Below are 17,662 nucleotides of genomic sequence, written 5' to 3' on the forward strand. Positions count from 1 at the left end.
GGCCACCCGCCCTGAGAGACGGCGACCTCCTGAAGCCGGCGCCAGAGAGTGCTGGGGCTCGGCCCGTGGCCGCGAAGACGTCGCGTCTCCTTGGCGGCCAAGCGGTAGGACAGGTGGATGGCCTGACCCACCGGAGCTTCCAGCGTCTCTCTCTGGTACTGCCGATAGGGCTCGATCTTCAGTCGCTTCGCCAAGGGGAAGACGACGGCCCCCGTCGTCCGGTCCAAGACCTGGGCCAGGCGGTGGCGAACTCGACCAAACGAGGTCATCAGGACGCGGGCCGTCGATTGGTGGCCGTTCTGGACATAACGACCCGGAGGATAATCGTTCTTGGCCTTTTGTTCCAAGGCCTCCAGGATGCGGCCGAGGACCGCTCTCATGATCTCATCCCGATCGCGTTCCAGACCGCGCAGAAGGCCGTTGAGCGTAAGGTTGTTTTTTGGTACTCTGTAGGTGATGGCGATCTTGATTTCGAGGTCGTCCATTGGGCTACTCCTCCTGATGTTGTTGTGGATATCATGGAGGGTTGTAGCCCTTTTTTTTCGTCCTTGTCAAATGCCATCACGTAACTTTGAAACAAGCTCCATTTTTAAAATAGAAGTTTCGGGTTGCCTCGTATGGCTCGTAATTCACCCCGGCACCCAGAGTGTAAGTCGCCACTTCCTTAATACCTTGCTCTCTGGCAAAGTCTTCGGCACAGGAGAGAAGACGCCTCCCGATTCCTTGCCTTTGAGTATCCGGACGGACTCCCATCCAACCAATGTTAAGCCGGCCCTCGGCTACATAGAGCGTAATGAATCCGACGATTACCCCATTCAACAGAGCAACAAATCCTTTCTGATGCCGCAGATCGACAGGTATCGCCCGGTCCCTAGCGTCTACATCAAACCAAGAGGCAAGTGATTCGGATATTGCCAATATTGCGTGATGATCCCTTTGTTTAATAAGTCGAGTCTCGATCATCTTTTTTCAAGCATCCTTACGAGTTATCTCTCGGCATCTGACCCCGCCTTCTCCAGCAGGCGTTTTTGAAGCCCGGTAATCGGCCGGATTTTCTTGCTGATTTCACCCGGCGGAATGACCGACATCAGCAATTCCATCGCGCATGCCGACGTCTTGATGTCCAACGGAAAACGGATGTCATAGACAGTTTTCCAGTCGACCCATTTTAAAACCGGGCGTTCGTTTCCCGCCTCGTCCAGAAGAAGCTCCCACGCCCCGGCGCAGTTCAGCGCATCTCCCAGCAAAAGCATGCCGCGATCGCCTGAGGGCGGGTCCGCCCAGAGTTTCTCGTCGCACAGCTTGTTCAGAAGCAACGCATCTCCGCCACTCCTCAGAGAAGATTTTTTGTCCAGCAAATTCAGCAGGGTCTCTCTCAGAGGAGCGGCATTTTCGTCAATCGCATTCCGAAGTAATCCCGCCAACCTCACCGACAACCCAGACAGGCAAACCTTTTGTGCATAGAGAAATTCCGCGGTATTGCCGCTCGCCATAAGCGCCGAAAGAGCCGGAATATTCGGTTGCCCGGCATCCGTCCACCTCCACAGCCGCCAAATCACATACGGGAGCAGGGATATATTCTTGCCAAGCTGAGTCGATTCGAAAAAGTCAACACACATCCCCCCGTCCAGGTTGCTGAAACCCCGATGCAGTTCCCTGACGCTGTTGATCATCGCGCCTTGATGGGGATAGCTTTTAAGCGTGGCTTTCAAGAGATCGTCCGCCGCAGGCTCACCTTCCGAAACAAGCAGAGCAAGAACGGCCGCCGGTTCGGCGGACATGTCGAATGCCGTTTTCCGAATAAACTCCCGATATTTCCCGCCGTATAAAAGCGACAGAGCCAGCAAAGCCGCCGGTTCTCTTTCCGCCATGTTCTTCAAATAGGCCGATGATCGGGGACCCGGGTTTGCCATGGCGACAATAGCCGTTGAAAGCACCGCGTGCTGCTCATCCTCCTTGTCATCCTCATCGAATTCGGCCATCTTCGCCAAATGATGGCGCTTCAGGACATCCGGACAAGGCGGCATCCATTCGGCAAGGTAGAGGCGGTTTTCGGGATAAAAACTGACAAAAGCGTCCAGCACCACCGCCTGCGGCAGCCTCATGTCGAGGCCGGCGAGCATTTCTTGAACCATAAAATGCTCCGGAAAATATATGTCATGCCGGCCCGGCGTAAAGCATGTGTCGATCAGGGCATCCGCCGAATCGACGGAATCCGCGACCGCTAAAGTCAACCAAAGTTCTTCGACATTCGATACCTCGCTGACTGCCAGCTTCATGAACAATTGCCAGGCTTTGGGGAAATCCATACGGCGGAGAACTTCCATGGCGCGATCAGCCATTTCAGAATTCGAACGGGCGGCAGCGAAGACTTGCTCGGCCATCTCGTCTATTTTTTCAAGAAGGGCAACAGACGTCAGCGCCTCAATCCGTCCTCCCTCGGTCACGGCATTCTCGAAGACAAGGCGCGCCAGTCGTACGTCCTGACTTTCTCGGGCCAGAATCGCAAGGACTTCTTCGGCAAGATCGGGCGCATCCGCAAATTCCCGGCAACCATCAACGCCAGTGGGCTTCGGGATTCCCAGTTCATCGAGCAAATCGAGGCAGTCCTGCAACTTTGACGACAGCGCATCGGCAATCTTCGGCATCAAGACTCCCGCGCGGGCGGCGGCCGTTTTGATTTCCAAAGCGGGGTCGGCCCATGCGTTTATGGCGGAGGGTAACCATGGCTCGGCGCCGTCGTCATACCAATAAAGGCCGGACAACTTTGCCGGCGCGCCGGTCTGTCCCAATGGTAAGCCCACCCTACGGGCCCAGCGGCCGCAGAATGCATCCATCAGAGAACTGATGCTCTTTTTCCGTTCTTCGGTCAGCGATTCGTTTTCAGCAACGTACGTTCTGAAGCCGAGAAGCCGGAAATCCGAACCGAGGCAAACAAGTTTTCTGGCCAGGACCTGACTGTCCGATCCCAGGGCGAAGACCACCGCTTTGTTGGCATCATAGGCATTCGTCAGCACGGATAGCTCCTTACTGCTGTCTATACTCAAACAGGTTCTAAAAAAGTCGCCCATCAGGAAAATTCTAATTGGGTCGGGAGAAAGGCCTATCGTGACGTTCAATCCGTGAAGATCGACTTCACACGGTTCAGGTGAGAACCAAGCCCGGAGATCGATGCGGGTTGCGGCGGCTCTTAGCCAGTCTGAATTCAAGGGCAGGCGCTCACGGTAGTTTGAACCGCATTCTTTCCAGACTTCGAGCAACTCCTGAAGACGCCTGGCGGCCGTCTTGTCAAGCCGGGCGCCCCAGGCGGCGATTCGGAAAACCTGATCATCCGTAAGATGGCTGGGCGGGTCAATCCCGATCTGCCGCTTCCATAGGAGGAGGCCCTCCCGGTGAGATAAGTGCCTGATCGCTTCCAATGCGGCATGCGCGCACACCTCCTGAGCCTGTTTCAGGATGCGCTGTTGGGAGGCCGAGCGACTCTTCCCCTCACGGCTCTCAAGAAGCGCCAGCCTGGAAGCCATCCGTTCGTCGAGCCGTCCGTTCGTTCTGAGTTCGCGCAGATGTTCAAGCTCGCCGGACTCGCGACCGCCGGCGTCGAACATTCTCGACAGAGACGCAGGTAAAGCGGGTTTATGACCGGACATTTTCTGGTAGTAATGCAGTTTTGACAGCCACTCTCGGATCTCGGGAGCAACCGTAACGGCGATTTCAGGCGGAAGCCGTACCCCGGTTTTCGGCGGTTCGGCCCATTGCCTTAAGGTATCCCTCAGGGCCGGACTGATCCCCTCCAGAACAAGAATCCGGCAGATGCAGTTCCAGGCCCATGTGACAATTTTTTTATCAAGCGATGCGGGGTTGAGCGTTGAAAGCCACAGGGTAAAAGCTTCCACAATATTCGTGCTGCCTCTTGAGGCTGTTTTTTCGGCAACATCAGCGAGACTGACGTCGACCTTATTGAAGTTCAGTCCGGATTTCTCCAGGACCGCAGCAAGAGCCCGGAAAGAATGAGGAGAAAGGCTCTTGTCGGCCAGAGCCTCGGCGCCCCAGGATAGACGACGGTCGGCCCATATCGCATCGTCTTTTTCAACTCCGGCTGCAAGGAACTTGCGGATCACACGGAGATCTCTTTTTAAAGCGTCTTTCGTTTCGCCCAGCGCCGAAAGCAGCAAGTCATAGCCCGGTTCACTGTGTTCGTCTTGCAGTTTATTAATAAAGCGGACTCTTTTCGCTACGTCCTCTTGATCACCCGGCATCAACAGCCAGGTCGGCAACGGGATTTGCGCGCCGTCCACGGCGCAAAGCGCCGCGGCCGATCCGACAAGGCGCGCCGGAGGCGGATTTCCGGCAGAGGCTTTCTCGCAGTCTGCAATGAGATACTCAACATGTTTTTGAATATCGCGCGGGCTTTTGGGGATTTGCACGGCGAATTCCGTCAATATCTCTTCAGCAATGCCGGACAGCGCCTTGCGAACGGTTTTCGCCATTTGGGCGCGGGGAAGACCGATCAGGCTGTCTCGAAGGGATCGCAGTTGAGGAAGCGCTCTTGCGATCAGAGATCGCTTCTCCCGGGCCGCGCGGCTTTCCACGTGGGGAAGCAGCGATTTGTGAAACCGCAGGCCCGCCTCCGAACCTCCTATCCAGATGACAAGACGCTCCATCCAGTCCCAAAGCGGTTCCGTGAAACGTGGATCGGGACCGTGTGTCGAACGGCCTTCGGCTGCGGCGAGGTCTTCCGAGACGTAAGTCATTCCGTGGGGCGGCTTCCCGCCTTTCGACAGCCGATGGACTTCCCAGAGATGCTCCAGAGTATGCGAGAGCCGGTCGATTTCATCTTTCCAACGGCGATACTTCCCGCGCCGCTCGGAGGTCTTTTGCCGGGGCTTTTCGTAATCGTCCAGAATCTTCCGCCATTTCTGTAGGCCGCGGCTCCATGCGGCGAGCAGCTCACCGGTCAGCGGCGTGATCACGGTCGGTGCGAATCCCAAATCCATGGGCGTGGGCGCATCGTCGTCTTTCGGAGGTTTTGAGATTTCCGCAAGACACCGGCGAAGTTTTTGGAAATCCGGCTTTCCGCCGACCAGGAAAGCGCCGTTTTGCGCCACGAAAACCCGGCCGTTGATCTGCCGGGCAAGGTCCATCGCCCTCCGGGCGATCTCTTCGTCGCTCGTCTGAATGCTTTTCTTTGCCATTTAACCACCGATCAACCCTGAACAGGATTGAGAGTCCGGATGTATGATATCAAATCGAGGGCATCGATTTCACGATCTTTTTATCATTGATTTGACTTTTTCAATCGACAAAGGCTGGTCTGAAGAATGGATAACCGCGTGGCAATTCGGACACACCGGCCTCAGATCTTTAAGCTGATTGACCCTATATTTTTTTTCGATTTCGGCCAAAGACTTAAGATGATGGACATGAATTATACCTGAGCATACCTTGCCGTATGCCCTGGCAAAGTTGAACCCGCAAACTGCACAATCAAGCCCGTAGTGAGCGATACATTTCTGCCGAGCCGCTTTACTTCTCTCGAAGACGTTCACTGACACGGTGCGACTGGTGCCCTCGGAGTATCGAGATGGATCCTCAATCTCCTCGGGACCGGCGATGAAGTCATCCCCCGGACTTTGAGTATGCTGGTGGACCATACAGTAACTATAACCATATTTCGGACTGATGGGTGTCCCATTTTCGAGTTTTATCAATTCTGTAAATAGAATTGTTCCCACAATCCTTCTTTGCTGGTCCCTTCAACTTCTTCATCGATTAAAGTGAAACCAAGATATGTTTCCGTCTCATGATCACCACGCTTGGGGTGAAGTCTGATATGGTGCAGAGTTGCGGAATACTCGACATCCCCTTTCCCGCCAACCGCCGAAAAATAGATTGTTAGGGTTTTATACAATTGCAGGGCATCCCGAGCCGTGCTCCATATCGACCTGGCCCGGAAAGTTGTCGGCTTCTCAGGATCGACCATATTTCTGCCTGCCGCCGCTTCCAGATATTTATGATGATTTCTGGCAAAAACCGCGATATCCGATGTCTTACGAAGCTTTTCTTTGCTGATCATGATCCATCCTCAAATAAAATCTCAATCTTATCGATTTGCATTCAACTGATTTGAAGATCGTTCCTCCGGAATTATATACGATCATTTATAAAATCGTCAGTTTATCTCTGATATTGCGACCCACTTTTTCATATACTGTAATAAATCTATTATTCTTGCTAACTTGTTCCTGTGTATAGGCTACGCGTGATATCAAAGTCTCAGGCTCTTCAATAAGCTTTGACCTCCACTTGGTGTCAAATCCGATTGCTTCAATGTCAATGCCAAGTCCTTGAGCGCCCTCAACTACACGCATGGTTGGAGAATAGAAACTCCAGATTAGATATGTCGCTACTCGAAGATCATGAGCTTTCCCAAATTCACTTCTGATTATTTGTGTGTCCAGCTTTTTGACACATTTGGCTTCTATAATTCGGACGGCATTGCCCGGGTTTGGCATTTCTGAGGATGTTGTCACAATAATGTCCGGTCGGCCCCAAAGATTGCTTTTTTCACCTTTTAGAGTTTGTTGTGACCATAAGAAACGAACCACCCCATCTTCTTTAATCTCAATCGGACCCGTTTTCCCAAAAATTCTTACTGAATCAGCGGATGCCTCTTCAGAGCGAAGGATGATTCCCAATAAGCTGAGCGCCTCAACAAGTTGCCATGTAGGAACGTCTGGAACTGGCGAGTTAAGACGAAGTTGAGTTTCCTTTTCACTGTGGATAGATCTAATTCTAAGCCGATTCAGAATGTCTTCAGAAGCAACGCATATCGCCCGCCAAAGTGCGTCTCGCGCTTCTACATCCTTATCCGCACTCTGCGGCAATAAATCCAAAGGTTCCCCCTCCGTACATAATGCCAGACCCTCACGCAGCCCACTCCTCCGACAGCAGCTCCGCCTGTTCCAGCACCGTTCTCGTCGCCTTTTCCTGTTTGTCGGGCGGGTAGCCGTATTTTCGCAAAACCCGCTTCACAATCACCCTCAACGCCGCCCTCACATCCTCCCGCAGCGTCCAGTCGATCTTCACATTTTTGCGTACCGCCGCGACCAGCTCTCTCGCAATTGCCCTCAACGTCTCATCCCCCAAGATCTTCACCGCGCTGTCGTTCGTCTCAAGCGCATCATAGAACGCCAACTCCTCCTCGCTCAGGTTCAGCTTTTCGCCCCTCGCGCCGGCCGCCCGCATCTCACGCGCAAGTCCGATCAGTTCCTCAATCACCTTCGCGGCCTCGATCGCCCGATTCTGGTATCGCCGGATCGTCTCTTCCAGCATCTCGGCGAACGAGCGGGCCTGGACGACGTTCTTGCGCCGTCTCTCCGAAAGTTCCCCCTTAAGCAGCTTCCGCAGCAGCTCCACCGCCAGATTCCGATGGGGCATTCCCCGCACCTCGGCCAGAAACTCCTCCGACAAAATCGAGATGTCAGGTTTCGCAAGCCCCGCCGCCGCAAAAATATCGACAACCCCCTCCGGCGCAACCGCCCTCGATATAATCTGCCTCACCGCGTGATCCAGCTCCTCCTCGGGCCGCGCCTCTCCCGGCGCCCGCTTGACGATCACGGACTGCACGGCCTGGAAGAAGGCCACGTCGTCGCGGATCCGCATCGCCTCGTCGTGCGGCACGGCCAACGCGAACGCCTTGGACAGATCGCGCACGGCGCTCACACACCGATCCCCGCCGTTCACCTGCTTCAGGATGTGCTCCTGCGCCGCGGGGAGAAGCGCCAACCTCTCCTGGGGCGCGCCGGCCGTCCACTTCGACCGGTCGAAGCCGTGGAAGAGCCCGCAGCAGATCTCGTACTTCTCCAGCATGACCGCGACCGCCTCCGCCTGGTCAAGCGCCGTTTTCCCGGTGCCGCCGCTTTCAGTGTAGGTCGCAAGCGCCGTCTTCAGCTCGGGTGCAAGTCCCAGGTAATCCACCACCAGGCCGCCGGGCTTGTCACGGAACACGCGGTTCACGCGCGCGATGGCCTGCATGAGGCCGTGGCCGCGCATCGGCTTGTCCACGTACATCGTATGGAGCGACGGCGCGTCGAAGCCGGTCAGCCACATGTCGCGCACGAGCACGACACGGAACGGATCGCCGGGGTCGCGGAAGCGGTTGGCCAGCGCCTCGCGCCGCGCCTTGTTGCGGATGTGAGGCTGCCAGTCGGCGGGGTCGGCGGCCGATCCGGTCATCACGACCTTGATCACGCCCTCGCCGTCCTCCGCGCCGTCCCACTCCGGCCGTAGCCGCACGAGTTCGCGGTGGAGCTCGACGCAGATGCGCCGGCTCATGCAGACGACCATGGCCTTGCCCGCCAGAGCCTCGCAGCGCCGCTCGTAGTGCTCGACGATGTCCCGGGCGACGAGCCGCAGGCGCTTCCCGGCGCCCACGACGGCCTCGAGCTGCGCCCACTTCGTCTTGAGCCTCTCCTTGCGCTCGACCTCCTCGCCCTCCGTGGCCTCCTCAAAGTCGGGATCGATGCGCGGACGTTCGGCCTCGTCGAGCGCCAGCCCGGCCAGGCGGCTCTCGTAGTAAATCGGCACCGTGGCCCCGTCCGCAACCGCCCGCTGGATGTCGTAGACGCTGATGTAGTCGCCGAAGACGGCGCGCGTGTTGGCGTCGGCCAGCTCGATGGGCGTTCCCGTGAAGCCGATGAACGAGGCGTTCGGCAGCGCGTCGCGCATGTGGCGGGCGAAGCCGTCGATGAAGTCGTACTGGCTGCGGTGGGCCTCGTCGGCGATGACGACGATGTTGCGGCGCATGGAGAGATACGGACGGCGGTCCGCAAGCGCAACCGCGGACGGATCGCCCCCGTCATCCGGGAAGAATTTCTGGATCGTCGTGAAGACGACGCCGCCCGACTCGACCCGCAGCAGCTCGCGCAGATGGGCGCGGTTTTCCGCCTGGACGGGCGGCTGGCGCAGAAGATCGCGGCAGCGCGAGAATGTCCCGAAGAGCTGGTCGTCGAGGTCGTTCCGGTCCGTGAGGACGACGATCGTGGGATTTTCCATCGCGGGTTCGCGGATGATGCATCCGGCATAGAAGGCCATGGTCAGGCTCTTTCCCGAACCCTGCGTGTGCCAGACGACGCCGATGCGCCGGTCGCCCGGCTCGCCGCCGGGAGTGCGGCCGGCCTCGAAGCGTCCCGGCGGAGATTCGCCCGTGCCGGGAGGGCGCGCAAGCTTGGCCGCACGGATCGTCTCTCCGACCGCGACGCGGACGGCATGGAACTGGTGATAGCCGGCCATTTTCTTTGAGGGGCGGCCGCCGCCGTCGTCCTCGAAGACGACGAAATCGCGTACGAGGTCAAGGAAGCGCTCCCGCGCGAATATGCCCTGGAGGACGACCTGGAGCTCGGGCAGGCTGGGATCGGCCGGTCCCTCGCCGGATACGGTGCGCCAGGGCTTGAACCACTCGCGGCCTGCCGTGATCGTGCCTACGCGCGCCTCCGTGCCGTCGGAGATCACGAGAAGCGCGTTCGATGCGAAAACCGCCGGGATCTCCGCCTGATACGTCTGAAGCTGCCGGAAAGCCGTCCAGATCGTTGCGTTTTCGTCGGCGGCGTTCTTGAGTTCGATGACGGCAAGCGGCAGGCCGTTTACGAACAGCACGACGTCGGGGCGGCGGGTGTGCTTGTTTTCCGTGACGGTGAACTGGTTTACGGCCAGCCAGTCGTTGGCGGCGGGTAGATAATAATCGAAGACCCGGACGAGATCGCCGCGGACAGCGCCCTCATCGTCGCGGTATTCGACGGGAACGCCCTCGACGAGAAGGCGGTGGACGGCGCGGTTGCGCGCGATCAGGTCGGCGCCCTCAGGACGGGCGAGCTTGCGGAATGCATCTTCGATTGTGGAGGCGGGAATATGCGGATTGAGCCGGGCAAGGGAATCGCGAAGGCGCTGCTCCAGAATCACATCGCCGTAGTCGCGCCGCTCGGCGAGGAGCGTTTCGGGCGCGATGTCAGGCCCGTGCGCGATGCTCCAGCCGAGCCCTTGGAGCCAGGCGAGGGCCGCAGACTCGACGACGGATTCGGTGAAGGAACGCTCGGTCATTCGCTCGCCCCGCCACAATCTCCCATGCCGCCGTTCTCCCAATGTTTACAGATATCCTCGACGTTAATAGCAGGTGCTTCGTCTGCCACCCAGTATCGGTAGAACTTTGGATCGCGGCTTCTGGGCACTGGGCGCGCCTCACGGATCTTCACCAGTGCAGGTGCTGGAACGCATTCCCCGAGAACTAATGCGGTCTGAGGCGCAAGCGCCGGGATCTGCTCCAGCATCGGTCCGAAAATGCCCGGCACTATTTCCTTAAAGTACCGCAGGTCCTCAGGGTTCTGAAGTCGATGAACGATGAAGCTGCTGCATTGCGACAGCACCGTCTTCGAAAGCTCGCTGGGCCGCTGCGAAGCAACCACAAGGGACAGCCCGTACTTCCGCCCCTCGCGCGCGATTCGCTCGAACACGATCCGAGCGATCGACTCCTCCTCGGCGAAGCGAGGCTGCTGGATGTAGTTCTGGGCCTCCTCCAATACGAGTACGATCGGGAGCGAGCCTCGGGCCTGCTCCCCCCCGTGTTCGCCGAGTCGCTGTAGGAACTCGAGGACTAAGCGACCGATGAGGGCCGTGACATTCTCCAGCACTTCCGCAGCGAGCAGACTCAGATCCAGGATGACAACATCGACGGCGCTCTTCTTGTCACGCTGGCGATCATAGAATGGCAAGCGCTCCTTCGCGACGATTTCCTCGCTCGACAACTCGGCTTCCGAAGCAGCTCCGATGCCGAGCGTGTCGCGAAGGAATGCGGACAGGACATGCAACGCCTGTGGATAGGCATCGAATATGAACCGAAACCGCGGGTCTTCGAAGTACCTTCGGATGCGGAGAAACATCGGTCCACACGCATCCCGTACTCGCGCAGGGTTTCCCGACTCCACCTGTTCGCGCATGGCGGTTTCAAGGGCACTCTCCATGAACTGACTACGATCAAAACGGCACGGCTGATCGGCGCTGATGTCGGCGGTTCCCAACGGCCGATCGACAGCCAGCTGGTTAATTCTCAAAATGACCGGGTCAATTGCATCTCGAATCTGCTGCAGGCATGTCCCGCCCAGTCCGAACTCGTTATCCCGCTTACTTGCCAGTTGTGCAATTCCTTTAATCGTCGTGAGTGCCGTCTCCCAGTTGGTGAAAACTTCTGTACCGAACGCCTCGTCCAGCGCCTGGACGTGTTGAGGAACTGTCACTCGATATCGCAGACCGTCTTTGCATAGCTGCTTCAAGTTATTGGGAATTGCCCACTGCTGATTCGGCGCATCGTTCTCGATGAGTGCGAGAATCTGCCGACAGGCAGTTCTTAGTACTTCGAGCGCTGATGCCGGTGTGCCAGATGCCGCCGCGCCCGTACGCGCCAAACGCAAAGCACGGAGCAAGACGGGCGCCTGCAGTCCTTCGCGCGCCCGAAAGAGCCGCACGAAATCCTCTGCATTCATTAACCAGTACGGGATCACTAGACGTTCGCCTGTCTTTGTCGGGTCGGATGGGATGTAAAGACATCTCCCTCCCCCCGCGTCCTCCCAACTGCCGTCCTCCTTCTGCTTCTGGAAAGCCGTGCGGTACTCCCCGTTGGTGTCCAGGATTACGCAGGTCATTCGCTTCACCGCTTGCTGTTCCCGGATCGACTGAAGCAGGCTCGCGATCGTGCAGGACTTGCCCGACCCCGTACTTCCCAGGATGGCGGCATGCTTGCCGAAGAAGGCGTCGGGGTCTATCCTGATCGGGCGCCCTTGAACGACTGTGGACTCGCCGATGGGGATACAGTACCCCGGCTTCTCCGGGTCAAGTGTCGCGCTCTCGCCTCTCTCGATAGGGCCGAAGATCGCGTCCAGGTCTGTACGCCCGGCGAGATGCACTGGGTTGTCGAGCACCGGGAACAGTGACACGCCCTGCCTGAATGACGCACCATCAATCGTTCCGATGAGCGTCGCCTTCATCAAGCGGCGCGCTGCAGGAAGCGCTACCATCGTGCGGTCTGCCTTTATCTCCGCATCTTCCACCAGAACGACGCGTGTTACCATGGCCACAAGCCGCTGAGCGCCAACGGGAATGATAACGTAAGAGTTGATTCGCCCTACTTCCTGCGGGCCTTCATACGTAATCCGGCTCATACCCTTGAGGTCGCGGTTTAGCTCGATGCTGACTTGGGCTGTATCGACGGCGACAACGCGCCCGATTTCGGAGTCAGTCCTCATCGGTCTGACTCTCTTCTGAAACTGCGTTTCTGGCAAGCGACCGGTAGGTAGCCAGCACCTTCTTGCGGATCTGTTCGTCCCGCAGGTCCGGCAGAACGTGCTCTACAAATCCAGCAAGCGTTCCGAGCATAGGCCCCTCAGCGATCCAGACTCTGCGGTCTTTTTGTGTGCGTAGCCTTGTGAGGAACTCGCTCTGCGGATTAGGATCAACAATGACCAGCGTGAAACTCGGAACCGCTAGGGCCTGCCTGACGATTGCGTTCACGTGCTCGTCACCGAAGCCATAGCCAATGACGAACAACACACTCTGAGGCCGCGTGACGACCCCAGAAAATCGACGGAAAAGCTCGGAGTACGGCATGCCCAGTGTCTCGCCGTACTTCGTCGGAGCTGGATAGATCAGCAATGGCTGCACACCATCGGACTTGAACGGAACCGTCTGCACGCCATAGGGGTCATCCATAGTCGGCTCATTTGCTGTCCACGTAATCGATCCGTGCAGCTTGTATAGGTGCAGCACACGATCGAACCGATGAACGCGACCTTCAGTCGTCTCCGCAGGAAAGTAGAGATCCTGCTCGTAGCTTTCGGGTCGGAACACACGTCGCTGCGTTCCGACAAAGCCATCCAGCAGCACGACCCCCTCAGCATCAGCGGCTTGCTCGACTAGAGTGTCGTAATTAAGCGTGAATATGTTGGTCCGCTTCAGATTGAGTGGCCTCGTAAGCAGCTTTCGTAGCAGCGTCTTGTGGTCAGCGAGTCTGTCCTCTTTGTCGTTGGTTGGCAGGTTGCAGTTGTTGGCCAAGGCCAACGAGGCATGTTTAATGGCATCGTCAATATCGTCCGACTTGGCGTCGACCGAGAGTGAGCCATCAATCTTGAGCCGCCCACCTGATTTGGGCAGGGCAGAGCGCCAGCGAAACAGGATGGCCAGCACTCGCTCGAAGTTGGTCCGTAGTGGCTCGCCTCCGCCGCCGGTGAGAGCTGTTTGCCTCATGATAATCTGTTCTCTCGATATCGGAGCCTCTTCGCCGCCACCAGACACTCGCACCGCCAGATAGAAAATCTTGAGCCATTGCCTAATACGTGGCTGATCAGTTCCACGGATGCCCTCGTCGTGCAGCTGTCTCTCGATGGGAAGCGGAACGGAGCCGATAAGGAGCCCGCCGCAATTCACGGAAGCCCCGGCGCCTAGCAAAAACGAGACATTCTCTGTCTTTAGCAACGTGCCAATGCGAACGCAGAGGTCATCTAATGACTCCGATTCGCTTTTCTTGGGGGCCGGAACAGCATCGGCACCACGAGTATCTGCGGTTGCCTCTGTAAAAGCGATTACCCTTTCGCCTCCTATCTCAAAGCGATCTTTCTCGGTGAACAACTGAGTTGTCATTTCTCCCCCTCGCTAAGACCGAGCGTTACATTTGAGATTAACTTCTCTGTGTCCTTCACACGCAATTCACCGGAGATAAGCTTAGGCAGCAGAGTGTCCCGGATTTTCGCGAGTGCCGCGACTTCCATTCGAGCAATGGAGATTCGGTGATGAAGCTTTCGAACAATAACATCAAACATGTCTGACACCGCCTTGGGTGGGGTAATGAGCTGAATCGATTTCAGATAGCTAACAGGACGCGCAATAGAGGGCACCCCCACCTGTGATGTATTCGCCAAGAGCGTTTGCTGACCTTGTGGGGAGCGAAAGAAGTACGTCATCAAGAGCGGCGATATCTTCGTCAATTCACATCGGAGGAAGAACTGCCGTTGAGACAAGATGTATCGCTCGTACCGTGATCGGTCAGGGATGTATGATACCTGCCCGATGTTGCCCGCGTGCGTGAAGACAACGTCGCCACGCATAACATTGGAACTGGTTAATCTCTTTGCATGTTCGGCGGTGATGAAGTTATACGTTCTATCTTCGAGCATCGTGTTATTTAAATGCTGGCCACTGATAACTGGAATGCCATGCTCGACAAATGTCGAAACTTTGATATTGCTCCCGAAAGGACCCATCCCCACCTTAAGGCTCAAGCTCTCCACAGAATTAATCTCCCATCCCTCTGGGATCTCACCAAGTACAGAATCTACGAGGCGATCAGGGAAAAGATCATAGAGGTGAGCGGGAAGACCAAGGAGCGATTCGTCTTTGCGCCAGCGGCCTTCCATCTTTGCGCGGACGGGATCGAAGTCCACGAACCACGATTTGAAAAGCGCACGCGCCATCGCTTCCAAGCTTTCTTTCATCCGCCGGTTCAGCTCGATTTTGTCGTCCAACGTTCCGAGGATGTGAGCGATGGCTTCCTGCTCCTCGGGCGGGGGCAGCACTATTGACAACCGCTCGAGCATCTCGTTGTTGAGGCTCGCTCTAGTAGACAAGGACGACATTGCTGTGACGGCGTTACGAAAAGCAGGAGCGCGGAAATAGTAGCGAGCGTACTCTGGGACGACGGTGTCCGGGGTCTTCGGCCTGAGTCGCTTTGTGAAGCCGTTGAAGGTTGCATTCGGAACATCACGAAGAGCGACGCAGCTCATTCCGAGCTCCTCCATCGTCTCACTGGTCCTAGTCACGAAAACATCCCCGCGCCTGATTGAGCAACGAGTGCGATCTTGTTCGGTGGAGTTAACAAGTTCGGCAAGTTGTGTCGGGACAGATGAGTTGTAGAAAACGTCCTTGAAGCACAAAAATGGGTATCCAGATCCGAACGCAGAGCGGGGTTTCGAGAGTCCGGAGCTGAACTCATAAATCTGACCCAGGGGAACGGTCTTCCACTCACCCGCCATGCTCAAGAACCTCAATATTCTTCTTGCTGACGCGTTTGATCTGTTTGCCTTTTGTAAACCAGAGCCGCTTAAAATCATTATTTTTAAGAATCAACAACAGTCCGAAACAATAATCATATTCTCGACCGGTGAAGGCTTCCAACTTGGTTTTATCTTTATTAATGCTCATTCCCTTTTTCTTTATTTCTATAACCAGAAGATTCTTATGAGTCTGACGACGATGCACGATGATATCCGGGAAAACAGTCTTTGCTTCAATATCATCGTCTTTGACATCATTGAAGCTTACGTTCAGAGTTTTTCGGTCTTTCATTTTCCTGTTATACTCACAATCAACATTCCAGCCGGTGAATTCCTGTTGAAGGTACTCAGCAAGCTTATGTGAGATAGAGCGCTCATTGATGTTGACATCAAACAGTTCTTCATCGTTAAGCTTGAGCTTATCTATTGCGCAATTAACAGCATTTTTAATCAAACTCATTTTATTGTCAGTTGTCATAGCTTAAGATCCCCAGATTGAATAGCAAATCATTTCCAACGATACCCAGTTTAGCTAAAGCCTGTATGAACTTGCATGTTAATTCATAATGTCCGGTAAGGCCGCGTTGCATGGCAAGAATCCTTACTCAAATACCATTAAATAAGGACGACTGTTATTAAACGAAACGGGTGTTTCGTTAAAGATAGCACAGGCTTTATCCATCAAAACCCAGCTCCTTCAAGTTTTTCGCAATTGCGGTGTCCAATTTCGCCGCCTCAGCCTGTTGTTCACAAAGCTGCTCCGTCAGCCGCTTCATCTTCTCCTCAAAAGGCTCGTCGTCGTCCTTCTGCGCCTCAGCGCCGACGTAGCGGCCTGGGGTGAGGACGTGGCCATGCTTGCGGATCTCGTCCAGAGTCGCGCTCTTGCAGAAGCCGGGGACATCGGCGTATTCGCCCGCCTCGCTCTCTCCACGCCAGGCATGATACGTTTTCGCAATCCGGGCGATGTCCTCATCGGTCAGCTCACGATGGGTGCGGTCCACCATGCGGCCCATCTTGCGGGCGTCGACGAAGAGCACATGGCCGCGCCGGTCGCGGAATTTTCCGTTCCGGCGGTCGCGCGCAAGGAACCAGAGGCAGGCCGGGATCTGCGTCGAATAGAAGAGCTGTCCGGGCAGCGCGATCATGCAGTCCACGAGGTCGGCCTCGACGATCTTCCTGCGGATCTCGCCCTCGCCCGACTGGTTGGACGACATCGAGCCGTTGGCGAGAACGAAACCGGCCGTGCCGCCGGGCGCAAGGCGGTGGATGATGTGCTGGACCCAGGCGAAGTTTGCGTTTCCGGCGGGCGGAACGCCGTAGACCCAACGCTTGTCGTCGCGCAGGCGGTCGCCGCCCCAGTCGGAGATGTTGAAGGGCGGGTTGGCGAGGATGAAGTCGGCCTTGAGGTCGGGGTGGCGGTCGTCGTGGAAGGTGTCGCCGTGGGCTATCCGGCCGTCGATGCCGCGGATGGCCAGGTTCATCTTGGCGAGGCGCCATGTGGTGTAGTTCGACTCCTGGCCGTAGATGGAGATGTCGGCCCCGGCCTTGCCCTCCGGCCGGCCGCCCGCGCGCCTGTTTCCGTTTCCCGTCGCGTGCGCCCGGATGAACTCCACGGACTGCACGAACATGCCGGAGGATCCGCAACAGGGGTCGTAGACACGGCCGCGGTAGGGCTCAAGCATCTCGACCAGGAGCTTGACGATGCAGCGCGGGGTGTAGAACTCTCCCCCCTTCTTGCCCTCGGCGCTCGCGAACAGCGAGAGGAAGTACTCATAGACGCGGCCGAGGACGTCCCTGGCGCGCGAATCCTCGTCGCCGACCCGGATGTTGCCGATGAGATCGATGAGGCGGCCGAGGCGCACCTTGTCGAGGGCGGGGCGGGCGTAGTCCTTGGGCAGAACGCCCTTGAGCGCCGGGTTGTCGCGCTCGATGCCAGCCATGGCGTCGTCGACGAGGCGGCCGATTTCAGGCTGCCGGGCCCGGGACTGCAGATGCGCCCAGCGCGCCTCGGGCGGCACCCAGAAGATCGAAAGCGCCCGGTATTCGTCGGGGTCCTCGGGATCGGCGCCTTCGGCCTGTTCGGCGACGAGCCGGGCATGCTGTTCCTCGAAGGCGTCGGAGATGTACTTGAGGAAGAGGAGGCCGAGGACGACATGCTTGTATTCTGCGGCGTCCATGCTGCCTCGAAGGGCATCGGCCATTTTCCAGAGTTCGGCCTCGTAGCCGACGGTTGCGGAGGATGAGGAGCGGGAGGGGGATGTGGAGGAAGATGAGGAGATGCGGGGGGAGGTGCGAGAGGGCGGGTTGGAGGCGATTTTTCTCTTAGGCATGGGTTACCTCGTGGAATGGTGGGTGTGTGGACGGGGGTGGGGGTTGGGGAGAGGGCGTGGGCGAAGGATGGGGCGAAGGCGGGTGAGAGGGTGGCTACAGGAGAAGAAGCGAGAACAGGAGCAGGGAAGTGAGTGGAAACGAGGGTGGGTGAGTATTCCGACGCAATTCGGCCGGGCATTCCGACGGAATCCGGCCACCCATTCCGAGGGAAGCCGGCCACCTGTTCCGAGGCGAAGCCGGCC

12 protein-coding genes are annotated in these 17,662 nt (G+C 57.2%); 1 reads left to right on the plus strand and 11 read right to left on the minus strand.

From position 1 onward, the window contains the following. The 3 genes from SCM96_08515 to SCM96_08525 all read right to left on the minus strand — a co-directional run. On the minus strand, positions 1-485 hold a 485-nt coding region (locus SCM96_08515; GenBank protein ID MDW7760666.1), incomplete at its 3' end, for a UPF0236 family protein. Positions 486-561: 76 nt separating this feature from the next. Further along, a complete protein-coding gene (locus SCM96_08520) occupies positions 562-963 on the minus strand; it encodes a GNAT family N-acetyltransferase (GenBank protein ID MDW7760667.1) in 402 nt (133 codons plus the stop codon). 23 nt (positions 964-986) lie between these two features. After that, positions 987-4,970 carry a hypothetical protein gene (locus SCM96_08525; protein ID MDW7760668.1) on the minus strand — a complete coding sequence of 1,328 codons (3,984 nt, stop codon included), beginning with the start codon at positions 4,968-4,970 and terminating at the stop codon, positions 987-989. A gap of 87 nt (positions 4,971-5,057) precedes the next feature. Between SCM96_08525 and SCM96_08530 the strand changes: the two genes are divergently transcribed. Further along, a complete protein-coding gene (locus tag SCM96_08530) occupies positions 5,058-5,213 on the plus strand; it encodes a hypothetical protein (GenBank protein MDW7760669.1) in 156 nt (51 codons plus the stop codon). Between the two features lie 491 nt (positions 5,214-5,704). On the opposite strand, the gene SCM96_08535 is transcribed toward SCM96_08530, so the two are convergent. The 8 genes from SCM96_08535 to SCM96_08570 form a co-directional block, all read right to left on the minus strand. Further along, positions 5,705-6,073, minus strand: a complete 369-nt coding sequence (locus SCM96_08535; GenBank protein MDW7760670.1) for a hypothetical protein — start codon at positions 6,071-6,073, stop codon at positions 5,705-5,707. An 85-nt stretch (positions 6,074-6,158) separates the two neighbouring features. Beyond that, positions 6,159-6,893 (minus strand): hypothetical protein, encoded by a 735-nt coding sequence (locus SCM96_08540; GenBank protein ID MDW7760671.1) that lies wholly within the window; start codon positions 6,891-6,893, stop codon positions 6,159-6,161. 31 nt (positions 6,894-6,924) lie between these two features. Beyond that, positions 6,925-10,095 (minus strand): type I restriction endonuclease subunit R, encoded by a 3,171-nt coding sequence (locus SCM96_08545; protein MDW7760672.1) that lies wholly within the window; start codon positions 10,093-10,095, stop codon positions 6,925-6,927. Then, positions 10,092-12,290, minus strand: coding sequence for a DUF87 domain-containing protein (locus SCM96_08550; protein ID MDW7760673.1), 2,199 nt, complete (start codon positions 12,288-12,290; stop codon positions 10,092-10,094). Before SCM96_08550 ends, SCM96_08545 begins: the two co-directional genes overlap by 4 nt. Continuing rightward, positions 12,280-13,680, minus strand: coding sequence for an SIR2 family protein (locus SCM96_08555; protein MDW7760674.1), 1,401 nt, complete (start codon positions 13,678-13,680; stop codon positions 12,280-12,282). Before SCM96_08555 ends, SCM96_08550 begins: the two co-directional genes overlap by 11 nt. After that, positions 13,677-15,146, minus strand: a complete 1,470-nt coding sequence (locus SCM96_08560) for a restriction endonuclease subunit S (protein ID MDW7760675.1) — start codon at positions 15,144-15,146, stop codon at positions 13,677-13,679. Before SCM96_08560 ends, SCM96_08555 begins: the two co-directional genes overlap by 4 nt. Next, on the minus strand, positions 15,058-15,567 hold the full coding sequence (locus SCM96_08565) for a hypothetical protein (protein MDW7760676.1): 510 nt from the start codon (positions 15,565-15,567) through the stop codon (positions 15,058-15,060). Before SCM96_08565 ends, SCM96_08560 begins: the two co-directional genes overlap by 89 nt. A gap of 196 nt (positions 15,568-15,763) precedes the next feature. Beyond that, the gene (locus SCM96_08570) at positions 15,764-17,419 is read right to left on the minus strand and encodes a class I SAM-dependent DNA methyltransferase (protein MDW7760677.1); all 1,656 of its coding nucleotides are present in this window, start codon (positions 17,417-17,419) and stop codon (positions 15,764-15,766) included. Between the last annotated feature and the right edge of the window lie 243 nt (positions 17,420-17,662).

Source organism: Acidobacteriota bacterium (assembly GCA_033549365.1).
Taxonomy (GTDB): domain Bacteria; phylum Acidobacteriota; class Aminicenantia; order Aminicenantales; family Saccharicenantaceae; genus JAWSUF01.